The organism is Shewanella sp. ISS20, assembly GCF_056522965.1.
Map to the genome: position 1 here is coordinate 1,918,500 of NZ_JAWRZK010000001.1, position 23,225 is coordinate 1,941,724.

Annotated in this window: 15 protein-coding genes, 11 tRNA genes, 3 rRNA genes and 1 pseudogene; 11 read left to right on the forward strand and 19 right to left on the reverse strand. The window is 47.0% G+C overall.

What is annotated here, in order from left to right; all coding sequences use genetic code 11:
* Nucleotides 1-122: 122 nt before the first annotated feature.
* The 6 genes and pseudogenes from rimI to AC1HDP_RS08890 form a co-directional block, all read right to left on the reverse strand.
* Nucleotides 123-575, reverse strand: a complete 453-nt coding sequence (rimI, locus tag AC1HDP_RS08865; RefSeq protein ID WP_479638471.1) for a ribosomal protein S18-alanine N-acetyltransferase — start codon at nt 573-575, stop codon at nt 123-125.
* Complete coding sequence (locus tag AC1HDP_RS08870; protein ID WP_479638472.1) at nt 565-1,002, reverse strand: hypothetical protein; 438 nt, start codon at nt 1,000-1,002, stop codon at nt 565-567. Before AC1HDP_RS08870 ends, rimI begins: the two co-directional genes overlap by 11 nt.
* 121 nt (nt 1,003-1,123) lie before the next feature.
* Nucleotides 1,124-2,712, reverse strand: a pseudogene (tnpC, locus tag AC1HDP_RS08875) (IS66 family transposase).
* A gap of 133 nt (nt 2,713-2,845) precedes the next feature.
* Nucleotides 2,846-3,193: an IS66 family insertion sequence element accessory protein TnpB gene (tnpB, locus tag AC1HDP_RS08880; RefSeq protein ID WP_479638473.1), complete on the reverse strand. Its 348-nt coding sequence runs from the start codon at nt 3,191-3,193 to the stop codon at nt 2,846-2,848.
* On the reverse strand, nt 3,187-3,516 hold the full coding sequence (gene tnpA, locus AC1HDP_RS08885; RefSeq protein ID WP_479638474.1) for an IS66 family insertion sequence element accessory protein TnpA: 330 nt from the start codon (nt 3,514-3,516) through the stop codon (nt 3,187-3,189). Before tnpA ends, tnpB begins: the two co-directional genes overlap by 7 nt.
* Before the next feature lie 143 nt (nt 3,517-3,659).
* A tRNA-Trp gene (locus tag AC1HDP_RS08890) sits at nt 3,660-3,736 on the reverse strand.
* A 160-nt stretch (nt 3,737-3,896) separates the two neighbouring features.
* Between AC1HDP_RS08890 and AC1HDP_RS08895 the strand changes: the two genes are divergently transcribed.
* Nucleotides 3,897-4,529 carry a hypothetical protein gene (locus AC1HDP_RS08895; protein WP_479638475.1) on the forward strand — a complete coding sequence of 211 codons (633 nt, stop codon included), beginning with the start codon at nt 3,897-3,899 and terminating at the stop codon, nt 4,527-4,529.
* Nucleotides 4,530-4,956: 427 nt separating this feature from the next.
* Here the strand turns inward: AC1HDP_RS08895 and AC1HDP_RS08900 are convergent.
* From AC1HDP_RS08900 to AC1HDP_RS08920, 5 genes are all read right to left on the reverse strand, one after another.
* A tRNA-Asp gene (locus AC1HDP_RS08900) sits at nt 4,957-5,033 on the reverse strand.
* Nucleotides 5,034-5,122: 89 nt separating this feature from the next.
* Nucleotides 5,123-5,238 (reverse strand): 5S ribosomal RNA (rrf, locus tag AC1HDP_RS08905).
* Between the two features lie 31 nt (nt 5,239-5,269).
* A tRNA-Val gene (locus AC1HDP_RS08910) sits at nt 5,270-5,345 on the reverse strand.
* An 87-nt stretch (nt 5,346-5,432) separates the two neighbouring features.
* A 23S ribosomal RNA gene (locus AC1HDP_RS08915) occupies nt 5,433-8,325 on the reverse strand.
* 300 nt (nt 8,326-8,625) lie between these two features.
* Nucleotides 8,626-10,172 (reverse strand): 16S ribosomal RNA (locus tag AC1HDP_RS08920).
* Together the 16S, 23S and 5S rRNA genes with 2 tRNA genes alongside form the textbook arrangement of a ribosomal RNA operon.
* Before the next feature lie 651 nt (nt 10,173-10,823).
* Between AC1HDP_RS08920 and AC1HDP_RS08925 the strand changes: the two genes are divergently transcribed.
* Nucleotides 10,824-11,291 carry a DUF4124 domain-containing protein gene (locus AC1HDP_RS08925; RefSeq protein ID WP_479638476.1) on the forward strand — a complete coding sequence of 156 codons (468 nt, stop codon included), beginning with the start codon at nt 10,824-10,826 and terminating at the stop codon, nt 11,289-11,291.
* 137 nt (nt 11,292-11,428) lie between these two features.
* Here the strand turns inward: AC1HDP_RS08925 and clpB are convergent, their stop codons facing one another.
* The 3 genes from clpB to rluD form a co-directional block, all read right to left on the reverse strand.
* Complete coding sequence (gene clpB, locus AC1HDP_RS08930; protein ID WP_479638477.1) at nt 11,429-14,002, reverse strand: ATP-dependent chaperone ClpB; 2,574 nt, start codon at nt 14,000-14,002, stop codon at nt 11,429-11,431.
* A gap of 84 nt (nt 14,003-14,086) precedes the next feature.
* The gene (gene pgeF / locus AC1HDP_RS08935; protein WP_479638478.1) at nt 14,087-14,809 is read right to left on the reverse strand and encodes a peptidoglycan editing factor PgeF; all 723 of its coding nucleotides are present in this window, start codon (nt 14,807-14,809) and stop codon (nt 14,087-14,089) included.
* A gap of 1 nt (nt 14,810) precedes the next feature.
* Nucleotides 14,811-15,785, reverse strand: a complete 975-nt coding sequence (gene rluD, locus AC1HDP_RS08940) for a 23S rRNA pseudouridine(1911/1915/1917) synthase RluD (RefSeq protein WP_479638479.1) — start codon at nt 15,783-15,785, stop codon at nt 14,811-14,813.
* 120 nt (nt 15,786-15,905) lie between these two features.
* Here rluD and AC1HDP_RS08945 point away from each other — a divergent pair, with 120 nt between their 5' ends.
* Complete coding sequence (locus AC1HDP_RS08945) at nt 15,906-16,673, forward strand: outer membrane protein assembly factor BamD (protein ID WP_479638480.1); 768 nt, start codon at nt 15,906-15,908, stop codon at nt 16,671-16,673.
* Between the two features lie 129 nt (nt 16,674-16,802).
* Here AC1HDP_RS08945 and AC1HDP_RS08950 read toward each other — a convergent pair whose 3' ends face one another.
* The 4 genes from AC1HDP_RS08950 to AC1HDP_RS08965 all read right to left on the reverse strand — a co-directional run bounded on the left by AC1HDP_RS08950 (nt 16,803) and on the right by AC1HDP_RS08965 (nt 20,811).
* Nucleotides 16,803-17,867 (reverse strand): 3-oxoacyl-[acyl-carrier-protein] synthase III C-terminal domain-containing protein, encoded by a 1,065-nt coding sequence (locus tag AC1HDP_RS08950; protein WP_479638481.1) that lies wholly within the window; start codon nt 17,865-17,867, stop codon nt 16,803-16,805.
* A gap of 87 nt (nt 17,868-17,954) precedes the next feature.
* Nucleotides 17,955-18,677, reverse strand: a complete 723-nt coding sequence (locus AC1HDP_RS08955) for a hypothetical protein (protein WP_479638482.1) — start codon at nt 18,675-18,677, stop codon at nt 17,955-17,957.
* A gap of 130 nt (nt 18,678-18,807) precedes the next feature.
* Entirely contained in the window at nt 18,808-20,610 is a 1,803-nt protein-coding gene (locus AC1HDP_RS08960) for an MMPL family transporter (RefSeq protein ID WP_479638483.1), read from the reverse strand.
* A 3-nt stretch (nt 20,611-20,613) separates the two neighbouring features.
* Nucleotides 20,614-20,811 carry a hypothetical protein gene (locus tag AC1HDP_RS08965; RefSeq protein ID WP_479638484.1) on the reverse strand — a complete coding sequence of 66 codons (198 nt, stop codon included), beginning with the start codon at nt 20,809-20,811 and terminating at the stop codon, nt 20,614-20,616.
* A gap of 261 nt (nt 20,812-21,072) precedes the next feature.
* On the opposite strand from AC1HDP_RS08965, the gene AC1HDP_RS08970 reads away from it, so the two are divergent.
* The 8 genes from AC1HDP_RS08970 to AC1HDP_RS09005 all read left to right on the forward strand — a co-directional run bounded on the left by AC1HDP_RS08970 (nt 21,073) and on the right by AC1HDP_RS09005 (nt 22,028).
* A tRNA-Phe gene (locus AC1HDP_RS08970) sits at nt 21,073-21,148 on the forward strand.
* A 46-nt stretch (nt 21,149-21,194) separates the two neighbouring features.
* Nucleotides 21,195-21,281, forward strand: a tRNA-Leu gene (locus AC1HDP_RS08975).
* Nucleotides 21,282-21,318: 37 nt separating this feature from the next.
* Nucleotides 21,319-21,405 (forward strand) — tRNA-Leu (locus AC1HDP_RS08980).
* A 28-nt stretch (nt 21,406-21,433) separates the two neighbouring features.
* Nucleotides 21,434-21,520, forward strand: a tRNA-Leu gene (locus AC1HDP_RS08985).
* Between the two features lie 49 nt (nt 21,521-21,569).
* A tRNA-Phe gene (locus AC1HDP_RS08990) sits at nt 21,570-21,645 on the forward strand.
* 49 nt (nt 21,646-21,694) lie between these two features.
* Nucleotides 21,695-21,781: transfer RNA gene (locus tag AC1HDP_RS08995), tRNA-Leu, on the forward strand.
* 47 nt (nt 21,782-21,828) lie between these two features.
* A tRNA-Phe gene (locus AC1HDP_RS09000) sits at nt 21,829-21,904 on the forward strand.
* 37 nt (nt 21,905-21,941) lie between these two features.
* Nucleotides 21,942-22,028: transfer RNA gene (locus AC1HDP_RS09005), tRNA-Leu, on the forward strand.
* A 120-nt stretch (nt 22,029-22,148) separates the two neighbouring features.
* Here AC1HDP_RS09005 and AC1HDP_RS09010 read toward each other — a convergent pair.
* A complete protein-coding gene (locus tag AC1HDP_RS09010; protein ID WP_479638485.1) occupies nt 22,149-23,063 on the reverse strand; it encodes a LysR family transcriptional regulator in 915 nt (304 codons plus the stop codon).
* Nucleotides 23,064-23,225 lie beyond the last annotated feature (162 nt).

Here is a 23,225-nt window from a genome sequence, read left to right on the forward strand (position 1 = left end):
CCAATAAAAAAGCCGCAGTGATAACACTGCGGCTTTTTTGTATCTGTGCATTGCTAACTAAAATCTTTACCCGTGCTTAGCTAAGTGTCTTTTAAACTTAGCTAAAGCATTAATCACAAGCCTTAAACGCTAACTTGCCAATCCATTAGAATCGCATCCTCGCGTCCCGCTGGCGTTTGATAATAATTAGCTCTGATACCTGTTTCGATAAACCCAAGTTTTTGATAAAGATGCCTAGCGCCATGGTTAGATGCCTTAACCTCAAGCATGATCACGACCGCGCTAGCCGCTTTGGCTTCGTCATACATATGCTTAAGTAACCAAGCGCCTATGCCTTGCCCTTGAAATTGCGGCGCGACACATATATCCATCAGCGTGACTTCATCGATGATCTGCTGGCAAATACTAAAACCAAGCAATTGCTTATCTACATAAAGCCCTGACACTCGATACAAGGGGCCAAAACAGCCCTGTAAGCTACTTTCTGATAGCGGATAACCTAAGTCGCTGGCAATCGATGCCATAGCCTTCACATCGCTTAACGACAGCGCGACTAATTGTTTATTACTGCTCATTATTTTTACCACTGCTTTGCTGCGCTAACCACTCCCATAGACACGCCCATAAGTGCCGCTTAGTTGCAGCATCAGCGAGCTGAGTTAACTCATGTAACGCTAAAGAATGCACTAGCCCATCATCTTTGCCGGTGAGATCCCATAGCAAGTGTTGCCCCGCGTCAACATTAGGCTGCGCAGAACAAGTGCTTGGCGCGATATCCGCTAACTTGAGTAATGCTTGCATCACAGGGTGTCCTAGCAAGCTCTCAGCGCTTACTTGCGTATCGGCGGCTAACTTAACAACCCAAGGTGATAGCGCAGCGCTAGCCCCTTGCTCTGTTAACGCAATACTTGCAGATCCCGTGATAGGAAATTGCTTACGACCACGCTCATTGAGTCGTAACGGCGTAATACCCATAGCGAGTAGTTGAGATCGTTGCGTCATGATATTTATCCTTAACACTCAGTCGGTGAAGTTTACGCTGTTAACGGCTGAGGCAGAAGAGTGGGACTGTGAGTTAATGCATCGGACTTAATAAACTGATTTATTGTAAACGTCCGGTGATCTACACCTTGCCTTGATCAACCTGCCAAGGTAAGAGGCTATTGAGGTCGCAGTGAGGGTGAGATAATTGCTCTAAACAGTGTTCAATGTAATCGAATGGCGTTAGCCCATTTGCCTTGGCCGTTTCTATGATGCTGTATAAAATAGCACTCGCCTCAGCACCACGATGGTTGTGGTTAAACAGCCAGTTCTTACGCCCTATCACAAACGGTTTTACTGCGCGTTCGGCACGGTTGTTGTCGATATTCAGTCGGCCGTCTTCTGTATAAAGACTCAGCTTTGACCATTGATTGAGGCTGTAATGGATGGCTTGGCCTAGAGGGCTTTGCTTTGACACTTGCTGCGCTGATTTATCCAGCCATTGCTTAAATAACGCCAGGTGGGCAGTTGAGTGCGTGCGCCTAAAATACAGCCGTTCCTGTAAACTCAGTGATTGTATTTGCATTTCAATGCGGTACAGCTTGGCTATCATGCTCAGTGCCATATCTGCTTTAATGACTTTGCCTGTTTTGTTTTTTCCTTGTGCCACTATCGCTTCTTTGAACTTACGCCGCGCGTGTGCCCACGACTGCATGGATGCAGGAGGTAGAGCGACTCAGGAGACTAAGCCCAACAGCCCACAAGTTTATGACTTACCTGCTGGTAAGCTGCGTAACCATCGACCGGTAAATAACCATTAAACACCGTTTGCTCGGTGGCAAGAAAATGACTCACGCACGAGCTCGCACGGCTACCGTCTTGATAGTCGTACAGTACAATGCTGCGTAAACCTTGATATCTAGGCTCAGTGCTTGGTCCATCCGCACCGGAGCAATACACCCACATATAGGATTTTACCCGCTCATCGTTAATCACGTTGAGCGTGGTTTCGTCCGCATGGATGACTTCTTGTGTTAACAAATGCTGGTGCAGTAAATCATATAAGGGTTTAAACAGCGCGGCCGATTTCATCATTCAATCTGCCATGGTTTGCCGACTTAAGGCGATACCATGTTGCTTGAACAAGGTTTCTTGCCGGTACAGCGGTAATGCGTACTGATACTTACTGGTGATAAGTTGGCTTAATAGGCTTGGAGTGGCAAAGCTTTTAGGAATAGGACTGGCGGGCACCGGCGCTTGTTTAATATTGGCCTGAGTGCCTTGCGTTTCGCAATGCTTGCAGCTGTATTTTAATCTAACGTGTTCAATCACACTGATTTGTGCCGGAATAAACTGAAGCTTCTCGCTGCTATCTTGGCCCATTAACGCCAGCTGATGTCCACAGCAATCACACTGCTTATCTTCATCACTGATGTCATGGATAATAATTTCTCGCGGCAGGTCTTTAGGCAATAATTTACGCTTGGCCCGTTGTTTAGGCGGTACTGACACATCAGCATCTGCCGTTAATTCAACGGGCTCATCAACCGTGACTTCAACTTCGTTAAACAACTCACCTTGATAATCATGGCTTTCACTGCTGGCACCAAAACGCTTTTGCTGGGTTAACCTAAATTGCTCAAGTAACCGTTGCACCGATTGTTTGAGCGCCGCGATTTCCGCCTCTTTTAACGCGAGAGCATTATCGTTAGCCGCCAACGTCTCAAGCAATAATTGCTTAAGTAAATCAACGTCGTTGGGTAGGTTTTCAGGGCTTAATTACATGGTGTGATTGTACCAAAACGCTCCTTAGATAAGGGTGAAACAGTGATCTAATTATGGGAAACAGCATACGTAATGGCGATCAGCTGTAACTCAAGCCCTTAATATGCTGATGGCCTAATACGTCAAATCCTGAAAGTAGCCAATGAAACTGCTGCTCAGATAAGCGCATACACTCATCTTCGCTTTGAGTTGGCCACTTGACTTTAGCCTGTTCGAGGCGCTTGTACCAAAGTGCAAAATCTGTGTTATCCCAATACAAAATCTTGAGTTTGTCACGGGCTTTATTACAAAACACAAACACGCTGCCATCGGTGGCTGATAGCGACAATTGTTGCTCAACGATGACGGCTAAGCCATTTATTGATTGACGAAAATCCACTGGTGCTCGATGCAGGTACACGCGAGGAAGCTCACGAAACATCAACATGCTTGCAGGCCTTTGATGATATCAAGCAAATAAGTTGCGGGTAATGAACAGGGAAAAGTCCATAAACCTGTTTGATGTTGTAAGCAGATACTTTGTTGAGGAGGGCCAGGTTGAGCTTGGGTCGTCATCGCTGTCGGCGAGGCCACGGTGGCCTGAACAAACGGCGTAACCTTTGGACTGCTTGTTTTAGTCATATCGGCTTTACGGGCGTAAAATCCGCTAAGACTAAGCTTATACTGACGGCAAAAAGCGGTAATCGTTAAGCCGCTAGCGGGTTGCTGTTGTATCAAAACAGCCCAGTCTTCATGGGAACGTTTAGCCATATTAACTCCTGATGAAATGGTCAGTCGTTAAGATAGAGGTTCAACAATATAAGCTGAAGATGTACTTGCCCGGACGCTTACGATTTATTAATCTGTAAATGCAAAAAAGGCCATTCATTGCTGAATGGCCTTTTTCTAGAATTTGGCAGGGGTGGCAGGACTCGAACCCGCAACCATCGGTTTTGGAGACCGCTGTTCTACCAATTGGAACTACACCCCTGTTGACGAGACGGATTATGCGTAAAAGTGGGGTAAAGGTAAAGTACTTTTTCACTAAGAACGACCCGACTGCTGAGCTTTTAAGCGATGCGTCGATAATTACGCCAAGTAAGCGTATAATAATGAAATTAATCGCTTAATTTTATGCAAAGGCCGCAGCCATGTTAGTATTTTTTCCTCAGCTAAATATCACTAAAATTCTGAAATTATCGTCACTGTGCTTAAGTTTTTCACTCATTAGTAGCCAAAGTTATGCCGACCCGCAGGCACTGCTGCAAAATCTATCCGGCCAATGGCAAGGAAGCACCTACTACGCCCAAAGTGAGCCCACGAAAGTTGCCACCCAAATCGCAGCCAACCTCACCCCAGATCAAGGCATATTGACCTTTAACATCACCTATTCTGCCGATGGCTTACAAAACTATGCCGTTAAGGTAATGAGTTTTGATAAAGAAGCACAGCTACTTTACTCCAGCGACTTTCATGACCATAGCGGCACTTTAAGTCAGGCTGAGATAACCCCGAACCAAGGCCTCAGCAATTACACTGAGTTGCAGCAAGATAACCTCAGCAATGGCTTACCCTTTAATACCGACAGCACACTCGATCAGCAGTTAACTATTCAATACCAAGGTGTGTATCAACAGCGACCGGCAAAGTACATTGAGCACTGGCAATTATCAGCCACTGAATTTACTCGTCACACTAAAATGTGCTTCCAAGATGTGAATGATTGCCAATATGTACCCTTAAGCACCAGTAAGTTAACGCGAGTGACTAATGACTCTTTTTAAGAGCCAAGGTTAAGCCTCAATTTTTAAAGCACTTAGCACTTAGCACTTAGCACTTAGCACTTAGCGGCAATAATTAGCCACTCAGTGATGAGAGTTAAACTGTTCATTGATAGATAACAAAAAGCCCTAACATGGCTGTTAGGGCTTTTTGTTTTGAGAAATTGTGTGATGTGAACTGCTAGCCTACCAATCATTCGTTTGAGCTAAAGTGGCGCGAAGCAATGCCTCATAAAAGCTAAAATGCCACAACGAAAAATGCCTCAGCATTGCTGCTGAGGCTTTGATTTTAATGTTGATGGGTGAATATTGCGCAGCGATGAGCTTATGATCGCGAAGCTGGGGCGAACAGGACAGCCCCACTAAATCACAGCATCAAATTTAAGATACGAAAAAGCCCTAACATTACTGTTAGGGCTTATCGAAATGTTGGCGGAGCGGACGGGACTCGAACCCGCGACCCCCGGCGTGACAGGCCGGTATTCTAACCAACTGAACTACCGCTCCTTTAGTGATGGCTTGCGCTTCTCACTAAATTCTTTTAGCGTCGCTAACGTGTCAGCGTTAGGAGACGTGCTTTTGCAAGCAAATTAGGCGCCTGGAGATGACCTACTCTCGCATGGGGAAACCCCACACTACCATCGGCGCGACTGCGTTTCACTTCTGAGTTCGGAATGGGATCAGGTGGTGCCACAGTGCTATGGTCTCCAGACAAATTTGGAATTCGGAAAGCTGTCAAAAATTGGTGGTCGCTACTGGGCTCGAACCAGTGACCCCCTCCTTGTAAGGGAGGTGCTCTCCCAGCTGAGCTAAGCGACCTGGGATTTTTTGCTATTGAGTACTCAATCTTCAATCAAGTATTTTTCGATTCTTTCAGGCTTGTTCAGTAAAACCCATCTGGGTTGTATGGTTAAGCCTCTCGGGTCATTAGTACAAGTTAGCTCAACGCCTCACAACGCTTACACACCTTGCCTATCAACGTCCTAGTCTCGGACGGCCCTTCAGAGGACTTATAGTCCTAGGGATGACTCATCTTGGGGCTCGCTTCCCGCTTAGATGCTTTCAGCGGTTATCGATTCCGAACGTAGCTACCGGGCAATGCCATTGGCATGACAACCCGAACACCAGCGGTTCGTCCACTCCGGTCCTCTCGTACTAGGAGCAGCTCCCCTCAATCATCCAACGCCCACGGCAGATAGGGACCGAACTGTCTCACGACGTTCTGAACCCAGCTCGCGTACCACTTTAAATGGCGAACAGCCATACCCTTGGGACCGACTTCAGCCCCAGGATGTGATGAGCCGACATCGAGGTGCCAAACACCGCCGTCGATATGAACTCTTGGGCGGTATCAGCCTGTTATCCCCGGAGTACCTTTTATCCGTTGAGCGATGGCCCTTCCATTCAGAACCACCGGATCACTATGACCTACTTTCGTACCTGCTCGACGTGTCTGTCTCGCAGTTAAGCTGGCTTATGCCATTGCACTAACCGTACGATGTCCGACCGTACTTAGCCAACCTTCGTGCTCCTCCGTTACTCTTTGGGAGGAGACCGCCCCAGTCAAACTACCCACCAGGCACTGTCCCTAATCCCGATAAGGGACCTAGGTTAGAACATCAAAACTACAAGGGTGGTATTTCAAGGACGACTCCACACAAACTAGCGTTCATGCTTCAAAGTCTCCCACCTATCCTACACATGTAGGTTCAATGTTCAGTGCCAAGCTATAGTAAAGGTTCACGGGGTCTTTCCGTCTAGCCGCGGGTATACGGCATCTTCACCGCAATTTCAACTTCACTGAGTCTCGGCTGGAGACAGCGTGGCCATCATTACGCCATTCGTGCAGGTCGGAACTTACCCGACAAGGAATTTCGCTACCTTAGGACCGTTATAGTTACGGCCGCCGTTTACCGGGGCTTCGATCATGAGCTTCTCCGAAGATAACCCAATCAATTAACCTTCCGGCACCGGGCAGGCGTCACACCGTATACTTCATCTTGCGATTTTGCACAGTGCTGTGTTTTTGATAAACAGTTGCAGCCACCTGGTATCTGCGACTCCCGCTAGCTTAGAGAGCAAGTCTCATCACCGGCAGGAGCGTACCTTCTCCCGAAGTTACGGTACCATTTTGCCTAGTTCCTTCAGCCGAGTTCTCTCAAGCGCCTTGGTATTCTCTACCCGACCACCTGTGTCGGTTTGGGGTACGATTCCTGCTAACCTGAAGCTTAGAAGATTTTCCTGGAAGCATGGCATCAACTACTTCAGTCCCGTAGGACCTCGTCATCAGCTCTCAGCGTATGTATTCCCGGATTTGCCTAAGAATACCGCCTACCACCTTAAACGCGGACTACCAACGCCGCGCTAGCCTAGCCTTCTCCGTCTCTCCATCGCAGTTAGCACAAGTACGGGAATATTAACCCGTTTCCCATCGACTACGCCTTTCGGCCTCGCCTTAGGGGTCGACTCACCCTGCCCCGATTAACGTTGGACAGGAACCCTTGGTCTTCCGGCGAGGGGGTTTTTCACCCCCTTTATCGTTACTCATGTCAGCATTCGCACTTCTGATACCTCCAGCGTGGGTTACCCCTTCACCTTCAACGGCTTACAGAACGCTCCTCTACCGCGCATCTCTAATGAAATGCACCCGTAGCTTCGGTGACTAGCTTAGCCCCGTTACATCTTCCGCGCAGGCCGACTCGACTAGTGAGCTATTACGCTTTCTTTAAATGATGGCTGCTTCTAAGCCAACATCCTAGCTGTCTAAGCCTTCCCACATCGTTTCCCACTTAGCTAGTACTTTGGGACCTTAGCTGACGGTCTGGGTTGTTTCCCTTTTGACAACGGACGTTAGCACCCGCTGTCTGTCTCCCGCATAGTACTCATTGGTATTCGGAGTTTGCAAAGGGTTGGTAAGTCGGGATGACCCCCTAGCCTTAACAGTGCTCTACCCCCAATGGTATTCGTGCGAGGCGCTACCTAAATAGCTTTCGAGGAGAACCAGATATCTCCCGGTTTGATTGGCCTTTCACCCCCAGCCACAAGTCATCCGCTAATTTTTCAACATTAGTCGGTTCGGTCCTCCAGTTGATGTTACTCAACCTTCAACCTGCCCATGGCTAGATCACCGGGTTTCGGGTCTACACCTAGCAACTAAACGCGCAGTTAACACTCGGTTTCCCTACGGCTCCGCTATTCGCTTAACCTCGCTACTAAATGTAAGTCGCTGACCCATTATACAAAAGGTACGCAGTCACGGTCTCAAGAACCGCTCCCACTGCTTGTACGTATACGGTTTCAGGTTCTATTTCACTCCCCTCACAGGGGTTCTTTTCGCCTTTCCCTCACGGTACTGGTTCACTATCGGTCAGTCAGGAGTATTTAGCCTTGGAGGATGGTCCCCCCATGTTCAGACAACATATCACGTGTGCCGCCTTACTCGTTTTCATCTAAGGTTAGTTTTCATGTACGGGACTATCACCCTGTACCGTTGGACTTTCCAGACCATTCCACTAACACCCCCTAGACTTAAGGGCTAATCCCCGTTCGCTCGCCGCTACTTAGGGAATCTCGGTTGATTTCTTTTCCTCTGGGTACTTAGATGTTTCAGTTCCCCAGGTTCGCCTCATACAGCTATGTATTCACTGTATGATGACCACTTATGTGGCCGGGTTTCCCCATTCGGACATCGTTAGCTCAAATGCTTGTTACTAGCTCGCCAACGCTTTTCGCAAGTTACTACGTCCTTCATCGCCTCTGACTGCCAAGGCATCCACCGTATACGCTTAGTCACTTAACCATACAACCCAAATGAGTTTCACTTGAGCGTATTGCAACTAGCTGGTTTTTACTGTCTCTTGCTTTCGCAAAAGAACGCCTTGATTTACTTCATTTCTGAAGTTAAAGAATATCCAAAACACTTGATTAAAGTATTTTGAGAACTCAATTTTGTATCACCTAATGCTCGCGCATTAAGTTCTACTATCAGCTTTCCAAATTTTTAAAGAACGACACCCCTTCAAAGGAAGGTAATGTTTTGCTCGTCAACAAGACAAGGCAATCTGTGTGAACACTCAACAGTAATGCTAAATCGCATAGGTAAGGAGGTGATCCAGCCCCAGGTTCCCCTAGGGCTACCTTGTTACGACTTCACCCCAGTCATGAACCACACCGTGGTAAACGCCCTCCCCGAAGGGTTAAGCTATCTACTTCTGGTGCAGCCCACTCCCATGGTGTGACGGGCGGTGTGTACAAGGCCCGGGAACGTATTCACCGTGGCATTCTGATCCACGATTACTAGCGATTCCGACTTCATGGAGTCGAGTTGCAGACTCCAATCCGGACTACGATCGGCTTTGTGAGATTAGCTCCACCTCGCGGCTTTGCAACCCTCTGTACCGACCATTGTAGCACGTGTGTAGCCCTACTCGTAAGGGCCATGATGACTTGACGTCGTCCCCACCTTCCTCCGGTTTATCACCGGCAGTCTCCCTAGAGTTCCCACCATTACGTGCTGGCAAATAAGGATAAGGGTTGCGCTCGTTGCGGGACTTAACCCAACATTTCACAACACGAGCTGACGACAGCCATGCAGCACCTGTCTCAGAGTTCCCGAAGGCACTAAGCTATCTCTAGCGAATTCTCTGGATGTCAAGAGTAGGTAAGGTTCTTCGCGTTGCATCGAATTAAACCACATGCTCCACCGCTTGTGCGGGCCCCCGTCAATTCATTTGAGTTTTAACCTTGCGGCCGTACTCCCCAGGCGGTCTACTTAATGCGTTAGCTTGAGAGCCCAGTGTTCAAGACACCAAACTCCGAGTAGACATCGTTTACGGCGTGGACTACCAGGGTATCTAATCCTGTTTGCTCCCCACGCTTTCGTGCATGAGCGTCAGTCTTTGTCCAGGGGGCCGCCTTCGCCACCGGTATTCCTTCAGATCTCTACGCATTTCACCGCTACACCTGAAATTCTACCCCCCTCTACAAGACTCTAGTTTGCCAGTTCAAAATGCAATTCCCAGGTTGAGCCCGGGGCTTTCACATCTCGCTTAACAAACCGCCTGCGCACGCTTTACGCCCAGTAATTCCGATTAACGCTCGGACCCTCCGTATTACCGCGGCTGCTGGCACGGAGTTAGCCGGTCCTTCTTCTGTAGGTAACGTCACAGCTAACGGGTATTAACCGTCAACCTTTCCTCCCTACTGAAAGTGCTTTACAACCCGAAGGCCTTCTTCACACACGCGGCATGGCTGCATCAGGGTTTCCCCCATTGTGCAATATTCCCCACTGCTGCCTCCCGTAGGAGTCTGGGCCGTGTCTCAGTCCCAGTGTGGCTGATCATCCTCTCAGAACAGCTAGGGATCGTCGCCTAGGTGAGCCTTTACCTCACCTACTAGCTAATCCCACCTGGGCTTATCCATCAGCGCAAGGACCCGAAGGCTCCCCTGCTTTCCCCCGTAGGGCGTATGCGGTATTAGCAGTCGTTTCCAACTGTTATCCCCCACAAATGGGCAAATTCCCAGGCATTACTCACCCGTCCGCCGCTCGCCGGCAAAGTAACAAGTTACTTCCCGCTGCCGCTCGACTTGCATGTGTTAGGCCTGCCGCCAGCGTTCAATCTGAGCCATGATCAAACTCTTCAATTAAAGTTTTGTTCGGACCCAAAGGTCCTGCTCAATGAATTCTGTCGATTCGATGATAAATCACCGAATTTGCATGTTATGCGGACATCTTCGTTGAAGTCTCTTGCGAGACGTTTTAAATCGTTGTCGATTTATCAACTACTGTGAATGTCCACACAGATTTGCTTGTCTTCTACTTGTTAAAGAACGTTGCCGCTACGTGCTAGGGATGCGTATTTTACGCATAAACCTGAGTGGGTCAAGCCCTTATTTCAGGCTTGGATTCACGCGGTTAAACTTTCGCCTAACACCCTTAATCACTCATGGTTAACTTGCTTCGCAAGTTCCATCCTGACCCAGTATCGTTGCCTTACAGCGCCGTTTTCCGTGTCAGTGGGGCGCATTATAGGGCGCTGCCGCAATTGCGCAAGCGCTTATTGAGTCAAACCACACCAAGCGCTCAAATATCAACCAAAACCATCCGATTGACGACCATTTCGAGCAATTAATCCCGCTTTTATGTTTAGTTCTGAGTTTTAGCTGGCCATATGGGCATATTTAGCTATGAATAGACTAAGGTTAATCTTGGTTATGTGTCGTTAGCAGTTGGCAAGGTTGCTGAGCTTGAGTAAACTTTAACCACCACGACTGAGATATGGCCGCAAGGAACTGCACATGCCACACTTTTTAAGTTTATCTAAGCGGGCTCTCTTTATCATTAGCTTAAGTGTATCAACTCAGGTTATGGCAAGTGAAGTCATTTACTCTTGGGTGGATGCCAATGGCCTAGTCCACTATAGTCAGCAGCCGCCCGCAAACGATATAAAATTCACTCAAGTTTATAACGATGATATTGAGCCGCAAAAATCGGGATATGTCAGTGCACCGACAAAACAACCGACTCAATCGACAGCCGCTGAAATAGCCAGTGCCGAGGCGTTACTTATTCAGGCCAAAGATCCTGCTCAAACAAAAATGTTGTGTGAATTGGCGCAGGAAAAACTAAAACTACTTAATAGTCAAAATCGACTGACCCGCAAAGGCACAAAATCAGGTGAACAAGTGACCTTAAGCGATCAAGAGCGGGCAGCAGAAATTACCACGCAGCAACAACGTATTGATGAATTTTGCCCCAAAGCTTAAGTCATAATTTCAAGTCGCTATTTTGAGTACCAGTCGTTGAGTGCCAGTTTTGATGAATCTTTTCGCTCTACATAAACAAGGCGCCCATGAGGCGCCTTAATGTTTAGTTACTACTAACTACCATCAGTTAATCTAGCTTATTGAACGAAGTCTAACTGTTCATTCACTACTTTAACCCGAATCGGCCGACCGGGGAGTAAGTCCCCCCGCAGTAAGCGCTGCGCTAATGGGTTTTCGATGGCTTGTTGCAAAGTGCGTTTTAGCGGTCTGGCGCCATACAGCGGATCAAAGCCCATAGCCGCTATATACGATAAAGCTTCATCACTGACTTCAAGTTCAAATTCTTTATCGGCCAAACGGCGACGTAAGGATTCAATTTGAATGCTGGCAATGCGTTTTATGTTTTCTTTATCTAATGGATGGAACACGACAGTTTCATCGATGCGATTTAAAAACTCGGGGCGGAAACTTTGAGTCACAACCCCCATCACCCGCGCTTTCATCGCATGGTAACTCATGGTATCGGCTGACTCTTGAATAATGTCTGAGCCTAAGTTAGAAGTCATGATCACGACAGTATTTCTAAAATCTACTGTTCGCCCTTGGCCATCCGTTAAGCGGCCATCATCGAGTACTTGCAGCAAGATATTAAACACATCAGGGTGCGCCTTTTCGACTTCATCCAGCAAAATCACGGAATAAGGCTTGCGGCGAACCGCTTCTGTTAAATAGCCGCCTTCTTCATAACCTACATATCCTGGAGGCGCCCCGACTAAGCGTGATACTGAATGCTTTTCCATAAATTCCGACATATCAATACGGATTAAGGCCGATTCAGTATCAAACAAGAAACGCGCTAAGGTTTTACACAGCTCAGTTTTACCAACCCCTGTAGGACCTAAGAATAAGAAAGAGCCGATGGGCTTATCGGGATCGGCAAGACCCGCGCGGCTGCGACGTATGGCGTTCGCCACAGCATCGACGGCTTCGTTTTGACCGATAACCCGCTCATGCAAGGCATCTTCCATTTGCAGCAGCTTTTCGCGCTCGCCTTCCAGCATTTTACTGACGGGAATACCTGTGGCTTTAGATAAGACTTCAGCAATTTCAACGTCAGTGACTTTATTTCTTAATAAGGTCATGTCTTGCATTTCAGCTTGCGAGGCTAAATCAAGCTGCTTTTCCAGTGCAGGAATGCGGCCATACTGCAATTCTGACATATGGGTTAGGTCGCCGGCGCGTCTTGCAACTTCTAATTCCATCCGCGCTTGCTCTAAATCGGCCTTAATGTGTTGAGTACCCGCCAAGGCGGCTTTTTCTGTGTACCAGATTTCATTAAGCTCACCAGCGCGCATTTCGACGTCCACTAATTCGTGACGCAGAATATCTAAACGCTTACGACTGGCTTCATCGCCCTCTTTGGCCAGCGCTTGCTCTTCTAGCTTAAGCTGAATAGCGCGGCGCTCAAGCCTATCGAGTTGCTCAGGCTTAGAATCAATTTGCATGCGAATACTGGACGCCGCTTCATCGATAAGATCTATGGCTTTATCGGGTAACTTACGATCTGAGATATAGCGATGCGACATAGTGGCTGCAGCTACGATTGCAGGGTCGGTAATTTCCACATGGTGATGCAGCTCATAACGCTCTTTTAAACCGCGTAAAATCGCTATGGTGTCAGTAACACTAGGTTCATCCACCAGCACTTTTTGGAAACGGCGCTCTAATGCCGCATCTTTTTCTATGTATTGGCGATATTCATCAAGGGTGGTCGCGCCCACGCAATGCAAATCACCGCGCGCAAGCGCAGGTTTTAGCATATTGCCCGCATCCATAGCGCCTTCACCTTTGCCTGCGCCGACCATGGTATGCAGTTCATCAATAAATAAAATTACCTGCCCTTCTTCTTGGGCTAATTCATTGAGCACCGCTTTTAAGCGCTCTTCAAATTCACCGCGATACTTAGCGCCCGCTATCAAGGCGCCCATATCTAAGGATAACACGCGTTTATTCTTAATGCCTTCAGGTACTTCACCATTAATAATTCGCTGCGCTAATCCTTCAACAATCGCAGTTTTACCCACGCCCGGCTCACCGATGAGCACTGGATTATTTTTACTGCGGCGCTGCAACACTTGAATCGTGCGGCGGATTTCATCATCGCGGCCAATCACAGGGTCAAGTTTGCCTTGCTCGGCGCGTTCGGTCAGATCGACGGTAAATTTTTTCAGGGCTTGGCGCTGATCTTCAGCATTTGGGTCATCAATATTTTGGCCACCGCGCATAGTTGAGATAGTGCTCTCCATTAACTCTTTAGTCGCTCCCGCCTGAATAAGGCATTGAGCTAAGGTATCTTTGCCCTCAAGCGCAGCTAAAATGAACAACTCACTTGAGATGTACTTATCTTGACGCTTTTGAGCGAGCTTATCGCATAAATTAAGCAAACGAATTAATGCTTGAGATAACTGAACATCGCCACCTGAACCATCTACTTGCGGTAAACGTGCTAATTCTTGAGTTAACAAGGAGCGAAGATTACTGACGCGAATGCCAGCCTGGGTGAGTAGCGGATGAATGGACCCTGAATCTTGATTCAGCAAGGCCATCATTAAGTGAATCGGCTCAATAAATTGGTTATCTCTACCCAGTGCAAGTGACTGAGCATCGGAAATAGCCAGCTGGAATTTATTGGTCATACGGTCTAATCGCATATTACCTCCTCAGCGAACTAACAAATATAAGAATACATTTGCCTACTAAGATGGAGATTAATAGCGAAATTTCAAGCTATACCATCAATCTTTAAGCCAAATTAATGATGCTTGACGCCCGGTAACACCATCACGGCGATAGGAAAAATAATCTGCAGCTAAGGCAAAAGTACACTGATGACTATGGTAAAACTGCGTGACACCAAGGCGCGCTAAACGATTTTGCGCCAGCAAAGTTAAATCAGCTAAAAATTTACCATTGGCATTTGGCTTAAAAGCGGCGGCATCTTCAGCATGACGACTGACAAAAGCGGCTTTTACTTCGGCGCCGACTTCAAAGGCTTGTGGGCCGATACAAGGGCCAAAATAGGCTCTAAGCTCATGGGCTTCTGCCATAAATTTGGCAACGCCTGCCTCTAAAATACCATCACATAAACCGCGCCAGCCTGCATGTAAAGCAGCAACTTCAGTGCCAGCATTGTCACATAACAATACAGGTAAGCAGTCAGCTGTCATTACGCAGCACACCAGACCTTGTTCGCGCGAATAGCTGCCATCGGCAATATTATCGCCCGCTAACGGCAATTCAAGCACGGCAGTGCCATGCACTTGGGTTAACCAAGCCGGAGGTGATGATAAGCCCAAGTCTTTATGTAAGCGCAGACGATTGGCAACCACATGGATAGGGTTATCCCCTACATGATCGCCAAGATTGAAACTATTCCAAGGTGCCAAGCTATGGCCGTTACTCCGTTGAGTTAACGCCATACCGACATTTGCAGGTAACAACCAATGACTTGGCAGCATCTTAGATATATTCCATTGGGTGAGCTTCAGTGTCAGCTCGCAGCGCTTTAGTCAGTTGTACCATGTCATCAGGAATAGGCGCTTGCCAGCTCATTAAGAACCCTGTGATCGGGTGGTATAACTCTAAGCGCACAGCATGCAGCGCTTGACGCTTAAAGCCACGCAATACTTCCATAAACTCAGGGCTTGCCGCTTTTGGTGGACGAGGACGACCACCATACACAGGGTCACCCACCAGCACATGGCCGATATGTGCCATATGAACACGGATTTGGTGAGTACGCCCTGTTTCTAAGCGTAAACGTAAACGAGTATGGGCTCTGAATTTTTCTGACACGCGATAATGGGTGACCGATGGACGACCATTATGGATAACTGCCATGTGGGTACGCTTAGTGGCGTGACGCGCAATTGGCTCATCCACAGTGCCGCCAGCTGTCATAGTGCCTGTAACAATGGCTTCATATTCACGAGTGATTTCACGCTCTTGCAGCGCTGCCACTAAGTGAGTCTGAGCTTCCACTGTTTTAGCTACAACCATTAAACCTGTGGTGTCTTTATCAAGACGATGAACAATACCAGCGCGTGGCACTAATTCAATCTCAGGACAATGATGCAGCAAGGCATTCATTAACGTGCCGTTGTGATTGCCAGCGCCTGGGTGAACCACTAAGCCTGCAGGCTTGTTGATCACCATAATATCGTCATCTTCATAGACGATATCTAAATCCATGGCCTGCGCTTCAGCAACCACTTCTTCTTCAAGAGTCGCTTCAACCTCAATAATTTGAGATTCAAGCACTTTTTCTCTAGGCTTGGTCACTGCAATACCATCGACATAGACAGCACCGGATACAATCCATTCCTTGATACGGGTGCGCGAATAGTCTGGAAATAATTCAGCGACTGCTTGATCTAATCTCAGTCCAGTTTGGCTTGCTGAGATCTCGCTTTTTAGATTAATCTGTTGAGTCATAGGAACCGTACCCCGCTTTTGGGGTCCAAAAGTGTGTGCTATCTGATACTATCGAGTTTTCTATTTTATCCCGAAATGGAAAAATTCTTAACAACAACTTATAAAAGAATTGAATTCAGCATGTATAAATTTGCCAAGCGCACTGCCATTCTTGTGCTCACATTGAGCCTTGGAGCCTGTAGCAGTACAGATCAACAGGATGATCTAATCAACCAACAATCTCCAGAAGCCCTTTATAATCAGGCTCGTACATCAATGGAGCTAGGTAATTTTGCCAAGGCAGTACGTTCTTTAGAAGGCTTGGATACTCGCTATCCTTTCGGCCCTCACAAGACTCAAGTACAGCTAGATTTAATTTATGCTTACTACAAGCTAAACGATCCAGCCTCGGGAATTGCCAATATTGACCGTTTTTTACGCTTAAATCCAACTCATCCTGACATTGACTACGTTTATTATATGCGCGGCTTAGTCAATATGCAGTCAGATAGCTACCTGTTTCATGACATGTTGGACATAGACAGAACCGATCGTGACCCGAAAGCGGCCATGGCGGCATTTAAGGATTTTGAGCGTTTACTTAAGGCTTACCCTAATAGTAAATATGCCCCTGATGCTCAAAAACGTATGCAGTTCTTGAAAAATCGTTTGGCCCAATATTCAATTCGTGTGGCTCAGTATTACATCAAGATGAATGCTTGGAGCGCTGCGGCAATTCGCGCCCAATATGTGCTGGAAACTTTCCCTGGCACGCCATCGGTTGAGCAAGCTCTCGAAGTTATGATTGAAGCTTACGGTGAACTTGGGCAAAACAAATTAAAGCAGCATGCTGAACAAGTATTAGCGGCTAATTACCCTGGAAATGAGTTAGTAAAGCAAGCGAACTAAGTAATTTCGTTGTCACGCTAAGCATTTTCGCAAAGTATTAGTGACTCATTACGCCAATAATAACCAACTCATAGGCAATTAATAATGCCATGAGTTGGTTGTTTGTGTTTTTCATGGTCTTTATCCTGCTTATGGCGCCTGCCTATGATGATAGACAAAGCCGCCATAGATATATTTAGTCGCCTCAGCCCCGAGCACTAATACCTTATCGCCAGCCTCTAGCTTACCGGAATGAATTAAGCGCGACAGACTGACCCAAATGGCCGCCGAACCTAAATTACCTAGCTGGCAGGCATCATTAATAATACGCTCGCGCGCTATCTGCCAATGGCTACTTAACAAAGCATCTATATGACCATTGGCTTGATGGGGCAAAATATAAGTGAAATCACTAAGCTTATGGCCTCGAGCTAACACCGCCTCTAACCCCAACTCAAATAATTTAGGCCCCATAGCACGCACCGCATTGGCATCATGATAAAAGCGGCTAAACTCCCCTTGCCACACAGAATCACTGCCTCCCGCCAAATAAAAGCCTGGCGACTGACCAATCCCATGATGGCCAATATATATATCGCTTAAATATGGCTTATCAGGCTGCCAAGCACTTACCATCACAGCGCCTGCGCCATCGCCCATTTGCATGACATTAATCAGCTGCGCCGTATCTAAAAACTCAGCGCTAAACTGACTATACACTGAGCCGGTTTCACTGCCGGTGATCACTATGGGCGCAGCGCTTGCGCCAATCATAGCCGCCGCAATTTGCAAACTATTGGCAAAGCCGCAGCAAGCTTGGCGCAGCTCTAAATAGGGCGCGCTAAATGCCAAAGCATCGCTTATCCAAGCGCTGTTACCTGGCACTTGGGTGTGCGGCGTGCAAGTATGACTAATAAGATACTGACAATCTTGCAGTTGCACCTGCGCGCTATGCTGCAACATTTGCTCTATAGCAGCCAAACTCAATTCAATGCCATTGGGCTTAGCAGCGCTTGCCACTTGATCAAGCCGCCGACTTAAATACCTGTGCTGAACGCCAATAAGCTCGCCTAGGGCTTGCGCCTTACGCGCAATTCTTGGATTAGTCAGTGCTTCTAATGCTGTTAATAATTGCTCATTATTAACCCCGGCCCCTGGTAGGGCATGACCAATACCTAAGACACTTAATCTTTGCTCGGCAAACCTAACATTCATTAAAACCTCCGCAGATGATCATTCATCTTAAATAAGACACGGCAAATCTAACTAAACCTAAGCAAATCAGTGCATGTTTACATGATTTCAATGCAGCAGTTCATCAAGCTTGATGCCTACCGCTTCAAAATGCTGTTGATAAGGCAGCAATAACTGCCCCAAATTAGCATTCACTTGATGGCGGAAATAATGAAAGTCATAGCTTGTCGCGCCAAGCAACTTGGCATAATGACGACTGACATACACATGCTTAGCTTCATCTTTGGCAATGGCGAGACATAACTCACCAAAGGCGCGATTAGCTTGCCATTGATTACAGCCTAACTGATGCATCAACTGCGAAACCAAGGTATCAAGTACGCTAATGCTGACAAAATGGCTCGCGAGGGTTTCCCCCTTAGCCAGTTGCTGATAAAAAGACTTGGCTTGTTGCTGCGCCACTTGCGCCTCACTATGGCACGGCACTTGATTAGCCACTAAGGTCAGCGCCTGATCGTGCCAATATTCTTCTTGGCCAATCAGCGCGAGTTGCTTGGATGCTTGCTGATAACCGCCTTGCTCTGCCCTGCGACTTTCGCTGGCAAATACCCACTGCGCTGATTGCTCGCCGCACAATAGCAAAGGCAATAATAAGCCTAAATGTTCAGCAAGATTATCTGAAAGATGCAATGGCTTATCATGCACTTGGCACCATTGTTTAACGTTAAGGCAGCCTTTCTCTTGCAATGGGTTTAGAGCTGTTGACCTTGATGGCACCAAGCTAGGCACTCCTGCCAAGTTAATTGCCCTAAAGCAGCGGGGAGTGGTCATCACTAGAGCTCCTCAGTAAACGCCCATAAAGATGAGGCAGCAGCAATAAATCGGCCCACCAAGCTGCCGCTATCATTAAGGCCGACAAGCCACTTAAGTCGCGAATGGGCCCAAAATCGGATAACCCCCCTTAGCCAAAACCTGCCACTAAAATTACGCTGGTTAAAGTAATTGCTGGGGTAATTTTGGCTAATGCGGCGTTCATCACTTGCCTTTGTATTGCTCCCTGCGCTGGCAATTTCAGCAGTAGATGCAAGCTATCATCTACAACAACCCCCATGATGATGCCAACAGCCACAGCGCTACCTAGACTAATGCCACCCCCTAAAAACCCCCATAAACCAAACACCCATAAAATGGGTAACAGATTCATCAATAACGCCAGAATGGCAAGCTGTATAGAGCGACGCAGCCAAGCGACTAACACCACTAACAGCAAGGCACTCATAGCAAACGACATCAGCATGTTTATACCGTTATCGCGGCTTAATCTCGCAAACATCATTTGTGGCCCGAGCGCCTGACTCAAGGTTAATTGCGCTGGCAGCGTTTGCTGCGCCAACCAAGTATTAATGTTCGCCTCTAATGCCAACATACTGCTGGTATCTGTTGAGCTGAGGTGCACTGTAATGGCGCTCTTTGATAACTCGGCATTAAGCTCGCGCCGCAGTACCTGGCTAATATTAGGGTGATTATCCAGTAAACGCTTTAACGTGCTACCACTAATGCCGGTTGCTTTTAACCAATCCACATAAGTATCAACCGACACCACTTGGGCTTGGCTCACTAAAAATCGCTTAAATTGATTAGTAAAAGACACTACTTCTGGCTGCAACAAGCCATAAGAGCTTTTCGTTGGAGTATTCAATTGAAAATAGACATGATTTGCCCCAGAAAATTGCCGTTCTAGCACTTGGCGAGCCTGAGATAAGGGATTATCAGCACTGAAATAACTTACGGGATCGTCGCGCACACTTAACTGAGTTAACCCAGCGCAAGCCATTACAGTGGCAACAATAGATACTGACCAAAAAAAACAGGGTTGCCGACACGCCAGAAACGCCCACCTTAATGACCATAATTTGGGCGCTTGCATCGAAGTAGTGCGCGCCCAGCGACTAAACCACAGCAACAGACTTAAATTCAGCGCTAACGCCAGCAGCACAGCAAAAGTCACCATCACGCCAAACCCTTGAATAGCGGGCGATGGGCTCAACATTAATAAAGCAAAACCAACCGCAGTGGTAAGTGACGCAAAAACCATAGGTTTACCGTGTTCACTTACACTTAAGTGCATAGCTTCTGAAGGCGCTACGCCTAAACGCACATGCCGCGCCCAGCCTAAATATAAATGACAGCTGCCACTTAAAAGTAAAGTCACTATGACGACTGGCACAAAGCCGCTAATCGCCGCTAAGGTCAGTGATAAAAATCCCGCTAACGCTAAGGTTAAATACAAGCAGATGAAGACATTAGTGATGATTGCCGTAAGCCACACGAGTGAGCGCATGCGCCAATACAGACAAACCAAGATGAGCACTAATAAACCGGGAGTAAACCATAACAAGTCGGCTTTCAACACTTGGGCGTATTGCCAATTTAATGCCAAGGGGCCGTAAAAATAATGCCTACTTTCTGCGGGCAATAAGCCTGCGACTAATTGACTGAGCTGCGTAATAGATTGATTAAGTTGGCGCGGATTGGCCGCTTGGCGATTAAGGCTAATCTCCACTAAACAAGTAGTGCCATCACTGGATAATAAACTGTTTAAGCGCGGAAAGGCTTTATAAGGCAATAACGGTAAACCATTATCGGCAGATAACAGGCTTGCCACACTCAGCACTGAAGTAACCGACGCTTGCTGACCTAGCGCCTCCTCTATTGAGCTTAATAACGCAAGTTGCTGACGCCAATCAAAGCTTGATTGCAGCACTAACTATAAACTATCAGTACGTTCAAACTGCCGCTCAAATTGACTGTTGGCGATAAAATCGGCGGAATCATTAGCAAAATAGGCATCATACCGACTATTGAGCTCTAAATTCGCTAATCCTGGGGTCATAATAGCCACTAACACTAGCCAAAATAGCGGCACCCCAAGGCGATGATTAGATAAGGTTAAGATCCAAGTCATTATAATTACTTATGGTTAGCTGTACTTTAGTGTAGTCACTCACAGATAGACCTAGGCAAAGAGATTATTCATTCACTGAGCGATTGATTTAGTTTTTAGCTTAACCATTCACTTTTCAAGCCGTCAAAAAACCAATTGCGACCATAAAAACATCAGCATTAACATAGCTCGCGTAAAACTTAGGCAAAAGCGCTGATTTTTTCATTTCTCACTAGAAAAGTGTTGACTCAAATCCACAAAAGCTTTTTAATGCACGCCGTTGCCCGAATAGCTCAGTCGGTAGAGCAGAGGATTGAAAATCCTCGTGTCCCTGGTTCGATTCCGGGTTCGGGCACCAATCAATTTCTGCTTATAGCAAAAGTTGATATTAACAAGAGTACAGCGCAGGTGTGGTGGAATTGGTAGACACGCTAGCTTCAGGTGCTAGTGCCCTCACGGGCGTGGAAGTTCAAGTCTTCTCACCTGTACCATCTTGTTAATAAGTTAAACAACACACAGGTTGTCAGTGCAGGTGTGGTGGAATTGGTAGACACGCTAGCTTCAGGTGCTAGTGCCCTCACGGGCGTGGAAGTTCAAGTCTTCTCACCTGTACCAATTTCTGACAATCAAAAGTGTGCGCAGTGCAGGTGTGGTGGAATTGGTAGACACGCTAGCTTCAGGTGCTAGTGCCCTCACGGGCGTGGAAGTTCAAGTCTTCTCACCTGTACCAAATTTGATGCAAATCATATTAGGTGCAAAAAGTCACAAGATAGTAAGATGCCCGAATAGCTCAGTCGGTAGAGCAGAGGATTGAAAATCCTCGTGTCCCTGGTTCGATTCCGGGTTCGGGCACCAATCTTGAGCATGACCTATCGTCAGACTAAGACGTTAACCAGTCAACAATGCAGGTGTGGTGGAATTGGTAGACACGCTAGCTTCAGGTGCTAGTGCCCTCACGGGCGTGGAAGTTCAAGTCTTCTCACCTGTACCAATTATTTTAAGAATCTCGCTGATGTGAGTTTTTTAGCGCAAGAATTAGCCCGAATAGCTCAGTCGGTAGAGCAGAGGATTGAAAATCCTCGTGTCCCTGGTTCGATTCCGGGTTCGGGCACCATCTCTTCGTCTATACTAAGACGTGAAATCAGTACAATGCAGGTGTGGTGGAATTGGTAGACACGCTAGCTTCAGGTGCTAGTGCCCTAACGGGCGTGGAAGTTCAAGTCTTCTCACCTGTACCAATTAAGAAAAAATCTCGCTAAGGCGAGATTTTTTTTGCCTAAAATTTGCTGAATAACTTAGTTGAGTGTAAAAACTTTAGCGCTTGAACCAAACTCCCCCTTCCTCTTTTGTCATCAAATTTAGGCTGCAACCCTTAGTAATCCTTTCAGCGTGATTTCATTGATTAATTGCTGATAAAGACCAGTAGCATGGGCAAACTTAGTCATGACCAAACCAAATTGAGCCGGGATTTGCGGTAGATCATCGGCGCAGATAAGGCGCAGCGTGCCGCAAGCCAACTCGCCACTGATAGCAATTTTCGGGGTAATGGCAATTAAATCAGATTGCATGATCGAGCTTTTAATAGGTTCAAATTGGTCATAACGTAACAGGCCAGAAAAATCATAACGCTGCGGACTAAAGAGATCGCCAAATTGCTGCAAACAGTGTTGCGATAACTGCCGCGGCACCGCCAATGGATAATGTCGCAGCGTTTTAGCTGTTTGAGGCACGCTAAAAATAGGATGATCAGGCCGGCAGCAAAAAACCGCAGCCGTGGCTGGCAAGGGTAAAATGGCAAGATCCGCATGAGCTTGCATCAAGCTATCTTCAATTTCCGCGACAAATAAACCTATGTGTCCAGCCAATAAGCGACTTAATAATACCGACCAATCCTCAATTTGCAGCTCAATTTGAATCTGGGGTTGTTTGACTAATAATCTCGCAATTGCTTGCCCTATCAAGGCATTGGCTACTATGGAGCTGGCACCTATGACGATTTCCCCTTGTAGCCGCCCTTGTAAAGTTAAGATGTCATGATAAAGATGCGACACACCTGTCAATATAGGTTCAGCGCGAGTCCCTAATAACTTGCCATATTGAGTCAAGCTAATCCCTGTGTGACTACGATTGAATAAGGTGACCCCAAGGGATGATTCCAATTTTTGGATGCTGCGAGTTAAAGAAGGCTGCGCAATATTTAGCGCATTGGCAGCTTGCTGATAATTCAGCTGCTGCGCCAACATCATAAAATGTTTGAGATGTCTAAGTTCCACGTTGCTCACCACCACGACTAACAATTAAGCAACAAAGTAATCAAAGATCAATTGTTTAACAAGTGAGTTCACCTGCCAATCAGTGACAATTTGTATCTAGCTGCACAATACCTATCACGCCACCAGCCAACCAAGCAACTAATTATGTTAACAAAAAAATGT